This window comes from Zunongwangia profunda SM-A87 (assembly GCF_000023465.1).
Taxonomy (GTDB): Bacteria; Bacteroidota; Bacteroidia; order Flavobacteriales; family Flavobacteriaceae; genus Zunongwangia; species Zunongwangia profunda.
This window is the reverse complement of the sequence record NC_014041.1, coordinates 3,315,693-3,328,827: the sequence shown is the minus strand read 5'-3', so window position 1 is coordinate 3,328,827 and position 13,135 is coordinate 3,315,693. Positions and strand designations below refer to the sequence as shown.

Here is a 13,135-nt window from a genome sequence, read left to right as displayed (position 1 = left end):
TTATTGTTAATGTTAGATTTTCCAAAAGTATCAAAAAAATATAAAGCTTAAAAGTAGTATTAACAATACTTTAGATGAGCTTTATATTAATTTTTTATAAGTTGTTTTTTTTAATGCAAAATATTCAAAAACGATAGATTTTACATCAAAGTATGTAAATTTAGATGATTTTTCAATTCTTTTTTTAGTCATTTTGGAAAAATTGACATAAAAATCAGAGTGAGCTTTCAATACCGCCAAAAAATGTCTTAAATCTCCCTGAAAAAGGAATTTAAGTCCGGCAATACCATCTAAAACCATTCTTTGCAACACAATTTTACGCATTTTTTCTTTAGGAAGGTTCTTAACCAGCATAAAAAGACTATTTCTAAAATTATAAAAGGTCTTTTTAGGATTCATTTTATCTAATGTTGCCCCTCCAACGTGATAAACGCATGATTTTCCAGTGTATTTTATCGAATAACCAAGATTTTTTATTCTCCAGCATAAATCTATTTCTTCCTGGTGGGCAAAAAAATCTTCATCAAAACCTCCAACTTCTTTAAATACAGCATTTTTTATTGCTAAACAGGCACCGCTAGCCCAAAAAATATCAACTTCATCATTATATTGGCCTTTATCTTCTTCGATAGTTTCAAAAATCCTTCCACGACAGTACGGAAAACCATATTTATCAATAAATCCACCTGCAGCTCCGGCATATTCAAAATACGATTTATTCTTAAAGTCTAATATTTTGGGTTGGACGGCGGCAGTTTTAGATTCCTTGTGAAAAATATCCAAAATCGGGTTTAGCCAGTCCTTACTTACTTCAATATCACTATTTAAAAGAATTAAGATCTCTTCTGAAATATCTTTCAATGCATCGTTGTATCCTTTGGCATAGCCGCCATTTTCTTTATTCTGAATGATTTTTACTTCAGGATAAGCATTTCTTAAGAAATCGATAGAATCATCGGTGGAAGCATTATCGGCGACATAAATATTCGCTCTCGAAGAAAATTGGATCACCGAAGGCAAAAATTGCGCTAACAAAGCTTTCCCATTCCAATTTAATATGACAATTGCTATTTTCATTTATGCCGATTTGTAAGCAGGGATTTCCTGTAGAAATTCATATTCGCCGGCTTCGTAATTCATTTTGCAATAATAATGGGATAAACCATTGGTTACCATTAAATATTCTGCATTTAAGGTCATATTATACTGCGCAATCTGATCGAAAACATTTTGGGTGATCTTAATATGTGGTGCTTTGCATTCTACAATAAGGTGTATACTGCCATCATTATTATAAACCACAACATCGTAACGTTTGGTTAATTTGCCTATCTTCAGTTGCTTTTCCACATTAATAAGACTTTTTGGGAATTCTTTTTCCTGCCTGAGGAATTGCGTACAATGTTGGCGTACCCATTCTTCTGGAGTGAGAATGATAAATTTTTTCCTTAGTTCGTCGAAAACAGCTATTTTATTTTGACTATTTTTGAACCTGAAATTATATTTTGGAAAATTAAGGTCGATCATAGACCTCAAAAATACTAAAGAATACAACATCTAAAAGCCTTTACGGGTAAAACTAATTTCAGCCTAAAAGATTCTTTTTCTGCATGGATGACGCAAAACAAATTGTGACCGATATTAAAAATGGAAAAATTGCTCCTATTTATCTTTTAATGGGAGAAGAACCTTATTTTGTGGATAAAGTTGCCGATTATATCGAGGACAATGTATTGCATGAAGAAGAAAAGGGATTTAATCAAATCATTATGTACGGTCGCGATACCAATGTTGATGACATTGTGGGAAATGCCAAGCGCTATCCTATGATGGCCGAGAGACAGGTGGTGATTGTAAAAGAAGCTCAGGATCTTGCAAGGACAATCGATAAACTGAGTGATTATGCTGAAAATCCACAACCAACAACAGTTTTGGTCCTTTGCTATAAACATAAAACGCTGGATAAGCGTAAAAAGGTGTATAAAACTATCAAGAAAAGTGGAGTAATTCTGGATAGTAAAAAACTATATGAGAACCAGGTTTCAGATTGGATTGTGAGAAATTTAAAATCAAGAAGTTTGGGAATATCTCCAAAAGCTTCCCAAATGCTGGTTGAATTTCTAGGCACAGATTTGGGGAAAATCGATAATGAATTGCAAAAACTTCAATTGGTTTGTGAAAAAGGAACCGATGTTACACCAGAGCTAATTGAACAAAATATTGGAATTAGTAAAGATTTCAATAATTTTGAGTTACGTAAAGCTGTTGGTTTAAAAGACGAGATAAAGGCACATCGCATTATCAACTATTTTTCGCAAAACCCAAAAGATAATCCGCTGGTGGTTACCATATCCCTATTGTTCTCTTATTTTTCGCAATTGTTGCAATATCATGGTTTATCCGATAAATCAAAAATGAATGTGGCAAAACAGCTAAAGGTAAATCCTTATTTTGTGAACGATTATACCCTGGCTGCCAGAAATTATCCGATGAAAAAAGTGAGTTATGCGATAAATGTTTTGCAGGAAGCTGATGTAAAGAGTAAGGGGGTTGGTGCCGTAAATTTATCTTCAGGAGATCTTTTAAAAGAAGTGTTGGTTAAAATAATGCGTTAAATGAGAAAAATAAATTCCTGGGTAAATGCTGCCCGATTACGAACTTTGCCTTTATCCATTTCGGGAATTTTAGTGGGCAGCACCATCGCAGCCCAGCAAGGCTATTTTAGTCTGGGAATTTTTTCATTGGCACTGGCCACAACATTGGGGCTTCAGGTATTATCTAATTTTGCAAATGATTATGGTGATGGAGTAAAGGGAACAGATAACGATGAACGTATAGGCCCGCAACGAGCCATCCAAAGTGGATTAATATCGCATGCTGAAATGAAAAGGGGAATTATCCTCACTTCAATCATCACCTTTATCCTGGCTATTTGTTTGATCTATGCATCCTTTGATAGTGAGGATTTTATGTATAGTCTTATTTTTATTGGCTTAGGTGTAGCCTCTATTGTGGCGGCAATAAAATACACCGTAGGAAACTCAGCTTATGGCTATCGTGGTTTAGGGGATATTTTCGTATTTATTTTCTTTGGGATCGTCGCGGTTTTTGGATCCTTTTTTCTATATGTCAATGATTTTGATTGGGCAGTGCTTATACCGGCTGCAGCCATAGGACTTTTAAGTGCCGGTGTGCTTAATCTTAATAATATGAGGGATAGAGTGCCTGACGAGAGATCAGGAAAAATTACTTTAGCGGTAAAATTGGGCGAGAAAGGAGCAAAAACTTATCACTATTTTTTAATTATTGGAGCCATCTTTCTTATGACGATATATTCAGCCCTGATTTTTGAAGGATGGGATGATATTATTTTTTATATCGCCTTTATTCCGCTTATTCTTCACCTTAAAAGAGTGATGCAAAATGAGTCTCCGGCTTTACTGGATCCAGAGCTTAAGGTACTGGCACTATCAACATTTGGCATGTCTTTACTATTTGCTGTTGGCCAGATTTTTTAAGCTGAAGTTTAACAAAATTATAGAATTCTAAATTCTATTTCTCCAGGCATCAATTAGTATTTTAGGTGCAAATCAAATAAAATTGTTATGGAACTTACATTTTATGGTCAAAATTGTCTTGGCCTTACAATAGGAGATATTAATATTCTGGTAGATCCTTTTATTTCAGGAAATGAAAACGCAAAGGATAAAATCAATTTAAAAGAAATAAAAGCAGATTATATTTTAGTAACACATGCCCATCAGGATCATGTTTTAGATGTAGAAACCGTGGCAAAAAATACAGGTGCGGTTATTGTAAGTAATGCCGAAATCGCTTCCTATTACGAGGAAAAAGGATTTAAGGTACATCCAATGAATCATGGAGGGAGTTGGCAATTTGATTTTGGAAAGGTAAAGTATGTACAGGCCTGGCATAGTAGTACCTTCCCTGATGGTGCCTCTGGTGGATTACCGGGTGGTTTTGTTATTCAAACAGGAGAGAAAAATCTCTATATCGCCGGAGATACGGCTTTAAGTATGGATATGAAGTTAATTCCGTTATTTACCAAACTCGATTTAGCGGTATTACCAATTGGAGATAATTTTACTATGGGGCCAGATGAAGCGGTCATTGCCAGTGATTTTATTGAGTGTAAGCGAATTTTAGGCTGTCACTATGATACTTTTGGTTATATCGAAATTGATCATGCTGAAGCTAAAAAGAAATTTGCGGATAAAGGTAAGGAGTTGATCTTATTGGATATTGGTGAAAAATTAAGTGTTTAATTTTAAAGAATATTAGATTATTGGAATCTTCGATTATTAGTAGATTAAAATGTTAGATTTTTAGCGATTGCGCTAGGTTCATGTTACGAATTGGAAACGCAATTAATCATTGTAAATGATCTTAATTTTTTAGATTTGAATAATTTTGAAGAACTTTCACGAAATAATAAAAATGAATTCAAAACTTAGAATCACATTAAGATCATAATCCGACATTAAATTATTAAAAATTCTAACAAGAATTTCATTCTAGTTTACTAAAAATCTAAAATAATAACAGACTAAAGACAACGCAGTTGCAAGCAACTTATAAAAAGTATATTTTAAATTTTAAACGCCCCAGCGGAACTTCGCGGGGCGTTCTTACTGTTAAGGAAACCTGGTTTATCAAAATAGAGGATGGTGATAATTTTGGTTATGGTGAATGCGGCATTTTACGGGGGTTAAGTATCGACGACAGGCCAGATTATGAAGCAAAGCTAAAATGGGCCTGTGAAAATATCCATCTTGGAAAAAATGAACTTTGGGAAGCGCTCATTGAATTTCCTAGTATTCAGTTTGGGATCGAGATGGCTTTTCAGTCGCTCAAAAATAAAAATGAGTTTGAATTATTTTCCTCAGCATTTACAAAAGGCGAAGATGCCATTGCAATAAACGGACTCATCTGGATGGGGGAAAAAGATTTTATGAAATCCCAGATAGAAGATAAATTGAGATCGGGCTTTAATTGCATCAAAATGAAGATTGGAGCTATAGATTTTGATACTGAAATCGAATTGCTTAAATATATTCGGTCACAATATTCTGCAGAAGAAATAGAACTACGCGTAGACGCTAATGGTGCTTTTGATCCTAAAAATGCATTAGAAAAACTGAAGCGTTTAAGTGAATTAAAACTTCATAGCATAGAACAGCCGATAAAACAGGGAAATTGGGAAGAAACGGCAAAGCTTTGTGCCGAAACTCCATTGCCAATTGCCCTAGACGAAGAGTTGATAGGTGTCTTTGATGTAACAAAAAAGAAAACATTACTACAAACCATACAACCCCAATATCTGATATTTAAACCGAGTCTTATTGGTGGGTTTAAAGGAACTCAGCAATGGATAGACCTAGCTGAAAATAATAATATTGGCTGGTGGAATACAAGCGCGTTAGAGAGTAATATTGGTTTAAATGCTATTTCTCAATTTACTTACGAGAAAAATGTAACGATGCCACAGGGATTAGGAACGGGAAATTTGTACACGAATAATGTTGAGAGTCCGTTAGAGGTTAAAAACGGACAAATTAGTTATAATCCTGGTTTAAACTGGTATTTTAAATTTTAAATACACAAATGTATATAGAACAGGCTTTTAAAAGCAAAAATAATGCGTGGCGATATATTATAGGTACAATTGTTACGATCGTAGCGCTTTTTATGGGGCAACTTCCATTAGCAATAGCTGTTATTTTTAAACTTGGTGTTACTGCAGATTTCGGTACGGTGGATGAAGCTACTATGATGAGTGCTTTAGATAGTAATCTCACTTTTTTCTTTCTCTTGCTAAGTTTTGCTATTGGCTTAGGAGCGCTGCTTTTTCTGGTTAAAAATTTGCATCGACAGTCATTTACAGAATTAACCACGAGCCGAAAAAAGATTGACTGGGGACGTTTTTGGTTCTCGTTCGGTTTGATTGTGATTTTAAATGTTACTTTAATTCTTGTTGATTTTTTCTTTATTAATCCACAGGATTATACGATTAATTTTAATCTGGTTCCATTTTTAATATTGGCAGCGATTGCCATTGTAATGGTCCCGTTACAAACCAGTTTTGAGGAATATTTTTTTAGAGGATATTTAATGCAGGGCATAGGGATTAAAACAGGTTATAGATGGATTCCTTTGGTGATTACATCGGTCGTTTTTGGTGGCTTGCATTACTGGAACCCTGAAGTTAGCCAAATGGGAGATCTGGTGATGGTAAGCTATATAGGCACCGGCTTTATGTTAGGGATCATGACACTGATGGACGAAGGTTTGGAATTGCCTTTAGGATTTCATGCGGCTAATAATTTAGTAGCTGCTCTACTGGTAACCGCAGAGTGGACTGCTTTTAATACAGAATCTATTTTACGCGATGTTTCCAGTCCTGTTGCCGGTTGGGATATTTGGGTAAGCGTTTTGGTTATTTATCCTTTAATTCTTTTGATTTATGCAAAGAAATATCACTGGAAAAACTGGAGCAATCGACTGTTTGGCAAAGTGGAAAAACCAGCAATTATTGCCTCTAATAGTGTCGTAGATATTGAAGATTTATCTGAAATTAACGGAGATTACTAAAAATTAGCTATTTTTAAACTTATAATAGTAATTTGATAACGTAGATTAGTCAGATTTGAATCATATTTAGAGCAATATGGCAGACTTCTATAAGGTTCCGGAAACGCATCCTAATTTTAAGCTGAATAAGCGACATTTCAGTAATGCTGAATTACGACAGCATGCATTTCATTTTATAAAAGAAGGAGAAGCTTTTGAAGAAGAAGTAGGAAGTTTTATTCTGGACTGGTTAAAGCCTCAGGAGTTTGTAGAGGTAAAAACTTCAGGATCTACAGGGAAACCTAAAACCATTCGGCTTAAAAAGGAATACATGGTCAATTCGGCTCTAGCCACTGCCAAATATTTTGATCTTCCAGAAGACACTAAAGCCTTGCTTTGTCTTCCTGCAACTTATATTGCTGGTAAAATGATGATCATTCGAGCTATTGTTTGTGGTTGGCAACTCGATTTAGTGCCTCCCTCTGCTACACCTTTAGATCAGGTTTTTAAAATTTATGATTTTTGTGCCATGACGCCTTTTCAGCTGGATAATTCGGTGGCCCGCTTACACCTGGTTAAAAAGTTAATCGTTGGAGGAGGAGCTATGTCGCTTAGACTACAGAAAATGGTAAAAGAGGTACATACCAAGGTATATGAAACTTATGGTATGACCGAGACTATTACCCATATTGCCGCAAGACGTATAAATCCTACGAAAAAAAAGAAGCAATCACGCCCTTTTAAAGTATTACCGAATATCAATATAAGTAAAGATGAACGCGGTTGTCTGATTATTAAAGCACCAAATCTTTCAGATGAGATCATTGTTACCAATGATGTTGTTGATATTCTTACCTATAAAAAATTTAATTGGAAAGGTAGGATTGATAATGTGATCAATAGTGGAGGAGTAAAATTACATCCCGAAGAAATTGAAAAAAAACTGGGTAAAATTATCGATTCTCGCTTTTTTATAACATCAATTCCAGATGATGCGTTAGGAAATAAACTGGTACTTTTTATTGAAGCTGCTTTTTCTGAAGAAGGTTTAGAAAAAATGAAAGAAAACATCGCGAATCTAAAATCTTTAGAAAAGTTTGAACATCCAAAAAAGATTTATTTTGTTGAAAAATTTGAAGAAACTACCAGTGGGAAAATTCATCGTGATAACACCCTAAAAAGCAGGGTGGGGTAATTTTCTCGAAAATCAATTTTAAAAATAACAAATAATGAGGTTATCGCTCTTTTCTTAAAACGAGTATAATCAATTTTTTTAACAACAGCATAGTTTGATATTTTTGAGATGTAAAGTATTTTTGTCTTTTAGACTTAAATTCTTTACAAATGAAAAATACAGATCTCAAATTACTTCCGCATAAATTTAAAATAGTTGGCTATGTATTACTCGCTATTTCTTTAGTGCTTTTTATTATTTCTAGTATAGACCTTATAGCAGTAGAAAATGAAATTATTAAAAATGGTTTCTTTGATCTAGTATTGATCGCTTTTTTGGTATTAGCTCTTTCAAAGGAAAAGGTAGAAGATGAACGTAGTATGAAACTGAGATTGTTAGCTTTTGCAGCTACTTTCTTATACGGAGTTATTTTTGCCCTTATAAGTCCTTTTGGAAGTATTTTATTTAATGGAAGTTTTGAGATCGATCTCCAGGCTAATCAGTTACTTTTTACGATGTTCTTATGGTATTTTGGCGTTTTTTACTTCATGAAAAGATTTAATTAATGAAGAATACAATTAAAGTTGAGCGCGCCAAAAAGAATATGACTCAGGAGGATTTAGCAAAATTACTTGGGGTTTCCAGACAAACAGTAAATTCTATGGAGAAAAATAGATATGCGCCATCTACGATTCTTGCTTTAAAGCTTTCTAAAATTTTTGCTTGTTCAGTAAATGAGATTTTTCAGCTGGACGATACAGATTAAGCATTTTTTATAAAATTTATTTTTTTTAGATGAAAAACGTTAGTTTTATAAAAATCAATTAACGATGTTATATCAAATACTAGCCATTGGTGCTCCTCAAATTATTATAGTTTTAATAGTTTTTTTGTTCGGATTATTATTTCCCCTTTTAGCCATCATAGATATCGTAAAAAACGATTTTGAAGGGAATAATAAAATAGTGTGGTTACTTATCGTGATCTTCTTTAGTTTTTTTGGGACAATCCTCTATTTTATTATGGGTAGAAAACAGAAATTGAACTAAACCTATAAAAAAAGGCTGAAATTATCAAATCTCAACCTTTATTCTTAAGCTGTTATAACTCGTATTTTTATTTAAAACTCATGTTTACGTAAAATTCAAGATCATTGAGTTTTATTGAATCTTCACCAGATACTTTTTTATCTAGTTTTTTCCATTTTAAGCTTGGTTTTAGACGGGTTTCTTTGCCGTCGATAAATACATCTACCGGCATATTAAATTCTGGAACATCTGCTCTCCATCGATACGCATAAGTTTTACCATCTTTTTTAAATTGTAACTCGGGAATTCTGGTATGTCTTAAATATTGATCGAATACCGGCTTTAAATCTGTTTTTATAGGTTTATTGAAGAAATCTTCAACGGTTTTGGTATCGATGATCTTATGTTTATAAGTCGCCGTATAATCCCTAAAGGTATCCCACCAAAGTTCATCATTATCATAAATGCTTCTAATGGTATTTAGTAAATTAGATCCTTTAAAATACATATCCCCAGAGCCTTCAGCATTTACTCCGTAATCACCGATTATGGTCGCTCTGTTTTGGATATTAGAACGTTGTCCTTTTATATATTTTAAAGCCGCTTCTTTTCCCCAGCCACATTCAGTATAAATAGCTTCGGTGTAGGTGGTAAAGCCTTCGTGAATCCACATATCTGCAATATCTTTTGCAGTAATACTATTGCCATACCATTCGTGTCCCGATTCATGAATTATGATATAATCCCATTTTAATCCTATTCCCGTGCCAGAAAGATCCCGGCCTAAATAGCCTTTCATATATTTATTTCCGTAGGCAACTGCGCTTTGATGCTCCATTCCAAGATACGGAGTCTCTACTAGTTTATAGCCATCTTCTACAAAGGGGTAAGGTCCCATTTTTTCGTAAAAGCAAGCCATCATATCTTTTACTTCTTCAAATTGTTTTTTAGCTTTTTCAAGATTATAAGGAAGTACGTAATAATCCAGTGTAAGATCCTGGAACTGATCTGAAAAATGTTCGTAGTTAGCGATGTTAATCATTACATCGTAGTTATTGATTGGATTTACGGTTTTCCAACTCCATTCGGTATAACCATTACCAAGCTCCTTTTTGCCAATCATTCTACCGTTTGATACATTCATTAGTCCGTTTGGTACTGCAATATCCAATTGCACACTTTCTGGCTCGTCGCTTTGGTGATCTTTATTGGGATACCATAAGCTGGCGCCGGTTCCCTGAACGGCCACACCAACCCAGGGATTTCCCTGCTTGTCCTGTGTCCAGACAAAACCGCCGTCCCAGGGCGCATTTTTGGCTACTATGGGGTGCCCAGAATAGAAAAACTCTAAAGAATCTGTTGTGTTTTTGGCCAGAGCTTCTTCAAATTCAACAAAAACAGCGTTGTATTTTCGGTTATATTTTAAGTTTTTACCATGAAAAACAATCGAATCGATGTTCATATTTTCAAATAGATCGATTTGCATTACCGGTAATTTTTGTTCGGTTTTAAAAGTGATAATGTTGCTACCATCAATAAATTCTTCTGAAGGATTTACCTTCAGTTTTAAATGGTATCTTAACGCATCATACGCACGCTCGGCTCGTAAAGAACCGCGAAGGGTATCAGCTTCGGTATATTTTTCTTTATTGCTTAGGACTTGTGAGGAAGCCGTAAAAGCAAGTATTGAAAACAAAAATGTAGAAAGAAGTTTTTTCATTCCTGATGATTAAATTAAACAATGTGGTTTGTGACTAAATTCTATAATTTAGGTGCGATTTTCCAAACTTATCATTTTGAGGTTAAGTTTGAATAACCCCTAAATTAAAATCTTTTTCGATTGGGGCATGATTTGCAGCTTCGATTCCGGTTGAGATCCATTTGCGGGTATCCATAGGATTAATCACCGCATCTGTCCATAGCCTGGCTGCTGCATAATATGCTGAGGTTTGCTCGTCGTATCTGGATTTAATGGCTTCAAAAACCTTTTTTTCTTTTTCAGCATCTACTTTTTCCCCTTTTTTCTCTAATGAAGCAGTTTCTATCTGAGCCAGCACTTTTGCGGCTTGCGTGCCGCCCATAACGGCCAGCTCTGCACTTGGCCAGGCAACGATCAATCTTGGGTCATAGGCTTTACCGCACATGGCGTAGTTACCGGCTCCATAGGAATTACCAATAATAATAGTGAATTTTGGAACTACTGAATTGCTTACTGCATTTACCATTTTCGCACCGTCTTTGATGATGCCGCCATGCTCACTTTTGCTGCCCACCATGAATCCGGTAACATCCTGAAGAAACACTAGTGGGATTTTCTTTTGGTTACAATTTGCAATAAAGCGAGTGGCTTTATCTGCGGAATCAGAGTAAATGACTCCGCCAAACTGCATTTCCCCTTTTTTGGTTTTAACGATTTTACGCTGATTGGCAACAATGCCAACAGCCCAACCATCTATACGAGCATAACCGGTGATGATCGTTTCGCCATAACCTTTTTTATATTCTTCAAAATCAGATCCATCAACCAAACGTTCAATGATTTGCATCATATCATATTGATCGGAACGCTTTTTAGGTAAAATCCCAAAAATCTCGTTAGGTTCTAATTTTGGTTTTAACGCCTTTTTTCGGCTAAAACCAGCAGTATCAAAATCGCCAATTTTATCCATAATATTTTGAATTTTGGTGAGTGCATCTTTATCGTCTTTGGCCTTATAATCGGTCACGCCACTAATTTCGGTATGTGTGGTCGCACCGCCAAGTGTTTCGTTATCGATGGTTTCGCCAATCGCCGCTTTAACCAGATAGCTTCCGGCAAGAAAAATACTTCCGGTTTTCTCAACAATAATAGCTTCGTCACTCATAATGGGTAAATAAGCACCCCCGGCAACACAACTTCCCATTACGGCCGCGATTTGAGTGATGCCCATACTACTCATTACGGCATTATTTCTAAAGATTCTTCCAAAGTGTTCTTTGTCTGGGAAAATTTCATCCTGCATCGGTAAATAAACACCTGCGCTGTCTACGAGATAAATGATGGGAAGCTTATTTTCAATAGCAATTTCCTGGGCACGCAGGTTTTTCTTTCCGGTGATAGGAAACCAGGCTCCTGCTTTTACGGTGGCATCATTAGCCACTACAATACATTGTTTGCCAGAAACTTTTCCAATTTTTACGACTACACCACCACTGGGGCAACCGCCATGTTCCTTGTACATGCCATCGCCGGCAAAAGCGCCAATTTCTATCGCAGATTCAGGAGTATCCAGTAAAAAATCAATCCGCTCCCTGGCGGTCATTTTTCCTTTGGCGTGATGTTTTTCGATACGTTTCTCGCCACCTCCCAAATACACTCTTTTTAGGTGGTGATTTAAGTCTGAAACTAATAATTTATTATGATCTTCATTTTTATTGAAGGTAATATCCATATAGACAGTTTTTTGGAAGCAATTTTAAAATGAGTAAAAATGAATTTTAACCTTAGTTTGCTTAATTGTTTTCAAAAATAATTTAAAAATTTTCACAATATTGGCTAAAATACAAAATACGGAGTATTCAATTTTTAAATTACTAATCAAAATATCCGATATTTGTGTCTTAAACAAGATTTTATGGGATTAAATAAGAACACCATTTTCGCCTGGGCCTCATTTATTATTTTTTTAGTAGCCACGGCGATCGTACTACTGGGTGTCTTAAAATATAGAGATCACGCAATAGGTTTTTCTGTTGTAGGAATTGGTTTTTTTGCCATTTCCTGGGTTTTTAATGCGTTGAAAGGCCGAATTTGATTTTATAATTTAAAAAAGAAAGGTTTATGGAGAGAGCACAGCTGGTAAAACATCTTATGGGTGGTGAGGCTTTTATGCCTATTGATAAAGTTTTAAAAGAAGTGTCATTCGACAAGATTGGCGAGAGATTACATGGATTACCGTATTCTTTTTATGAGGTATTCTATCATATTACCTATACGCAAAAAGACATTCTCGATTATATCACTTTAGATGATTATAAAACGCCAAAATGGCCAGAAGGCTATTGGGATAAAAAACGATCTCCAAAAACTAAAGAAGAGTGGGAGGAGTTAAAGTCTAACTTTTTTAAAGAAAGGCAGGATTTAGCAGCGTATATTTTAAATGAAAATAACGATTTAAACAAACCGGTAAAAAATAGTGAAGATCATACCTTATTACGAGAGCTATTACTTGTAGTAGAGCATAATGCGTATCATACCGGGCAGTTGATTCTTTTACTTCGACTTTTAGGAGATCACTAATATTTTGTATTTCTTTATTTGTATTTTTGCGCGGTTTCAAATGCATTTTTGATCATTTGGAAC

16 protein-coding genes are annotated in these 13,135 nt (G+C 35.0%); 12 read left to right on the top strand and 4 right to left on the bottom strand.

What is annotated here, in order from left to right; genetic code table 11:
* Positions 1–81 precede the first annotated feature (81 nt).
* Entirely contained in the window at positions 82–1,077 is a 996-nt protein-coding gene (locus ZPR_RS14535; RefSeq protein WP_013072484.1) for a glycosyltransferase family 2 protein, read from the bottom strand.
* Positions 1,078–1,527: a type I restriction enzyme HsdR N-terminal domain-containing protein gene (locus ZPR_RS14530; RefSeq protein ID WP_013072483.1), complete on the bottom strand. Its 450-nt coding sequence runs from the start codon at positions 1,525–1,527 to the stop codon at positions 1,078–1,080.
* An 83-nt stretch (positions 1,528–1,610) separates the two neighbouring features.
* Between ZPR_RS14530 and holA the strand changes: the two genes are divergently transcribed.
* From holA to ZPR_RS14485, 10 genes are all read left to right on the top strand, one after another.
* Positions 1,611–2,615: a DNA polymerase III subunit delta gene (gene holA, locus ZPR_RS14525; RefSeq protein ID WP_013072482.1), complete on the top strand. Its 1,005-nt coding sequence runs from the start codon at positions 1,611–1,613 to the stop codon at positions 2,613–2,615.
* A complete protein-coding gene (menA, locus tag ZPR_RS14520; protein WP_013072481.1) occupies positions 2,616–3,518 on the top strand; it encodes a 1,4-dihydroxy-2-naphthoate octaprenyltransferase in 903 nt (300 codons plus the stop codon).
* A gap of 87 nt (positions 3,519–3,605) precedes the next feature.
* Complete coding sequence (locus ZPR_RS14515) at positions 3,606–4,286, top strand: metal-dependent hydrolase (protein WP_013072480.1); 681 nt, start codon at positions 3,606–3,608, stop codon at positions 4,284–4,286.
* A 90-nt stretch (positions 4,287–4,376) separates the two neighbouring features.
* Complete coding sequence (locus tag ZPR_RS24060; protein WP_187288236.1) at positions 4,377–4,475, top strand: hypothetical protein; 99 nt, start codon at positions 4,377–4,379, stop codon at positions 4,473–4,475.
* 107 nt (positions 4,476–4,582) lie between these two features.
* Entirely contained in the window at positions 4,583–5,617 is a 1,035-nt protein-coding gene (locus tag ZPR_RS14510; RefSeq protein ID WP_013072479.1) for an o-succinylbenzoate synthase, read from the top strand.
* 8 nt (positions 5,618–5,625) lie between these two features.
* Positions 5,626–6,612: a CPBP family intramembrane glutamic endopeptidase gene (locus ZPR_RS14505; protein ID WP_013072478.1), complete on the top strand. Its 987-nt coding sequence runs from the start codon at positions 5,626–5,628 to the stop codon at positions 6,610–6,612.
* A 76-nt stretch (positions 6,613–6,688) separates the two neighbouring features.
* Complete coding sequence (locus ZPR_RS14500; protein ID WP_013072477.1) at positions 6,689–7,786, top strand: AMP-binding protein; 1,098 nt, start codon at positions 6,689–6,691, stop codon at positions 7,784–7,786.
* 149 nt (positions 7,787–7,935) lie between these two features.
* Positions 7,936–8,331: a hypothetical protein gene (locus ZPR_RS14495; RefSeq protein WP_013072476.1), complete on the top strand. Its 396-nt coding sequence runs from the start codon at positions 7,936–7,938 to the stop codon at positions 8,329–8,331.
* Entirely contained in the window at positions 8,331–8,531 is a 201-nt protein-coding gene (locus ZPR_RS14490; protein WP_013072475.1) for a helix-turn-helix transcriptional regulator, read from the top strand. The genes ZPR_RS14495 and ZPR_RS14490 overlap by 1 nt, the downstream gene beginning before the upstream one ends.
* Positions 8,532–8,595: 64 nt before the next feature.
* Positions 8,596–8,814 (top strand): PLD nuclease N-terminal domain-containing protein, encoded by a 219-nt coding sequence (locus ZPR_RS14485; RefSeq protein ID WP_013072474.1) that lies wholly within the window; start codon positions 8,596–8,598, stop codon positions 8,812–8,814.
* Positions 8,815–8,881: 67 nt separating this feature from the next.
* On the opposite strand, the gene ZPR_RS14480 is transcribed toward ZPR_RS14485, so the two are convergent.
* Positions 8,882–10,513: a M1 family metallopeptidase gene (locus ZPR_RS14480; RefSeq protein WP_013072473.1), complete on the bottom strand. Its 1,632-nt coding sequence runs from the start codon at positions 10,511–10,513 to the stop codon at positions 8,882–8,884.
* A gap of 82 nt (positions 10,514–10,595) precedes the next feature.
* Positions 10,596–12,224, bottom strand: a complete 1,629-nt coding sequence (locus tag ZPR_RS14475; RefSeq protein WP_013072472.1) for an acyl-CoA carboxylase subunit beta — start codon at positions 12,222–12,224, stop codon at positions 10,596–10,598.
* Positions 12,225–12,407: 183 nt separating this feature from the next.
* On the opposite strand from ZPR_RS14475, the gene ZPR_RS14470 reads away from it, so the two are divergent.
* Both ZPR_RS14470 and ZPR_RS14465 read left to right on the top strand, forming a co-directional pair.
* Positions 12,408–12,587 carry a CAL67264 family membrane protein gene (locus ZPR_RS14470; protein ID WP_013072471.1) on the top strand — a complete coding sequence of 60 codons (180 nt, stop codon included), beginning with the start codon at positions 12,408–12,410 and terminating at the stop codon, positions 12,585–12,587.
* Positions 12,588–12,613: 26 nt separating this feature from the next.
* On the top strand, positions 12,614–13,072 hold the full coding sequence (locus ZPR_RS14465) for a DinB family protein (RefSeq protein WP_013072470.1): 459 nt from the start codon (positions 12,614–12,616) through the stop codon (positions 13,070–13,072).
* The last annotated feature ends 63 nt before the right edge of the window (positions 13,073–13,135 follow it).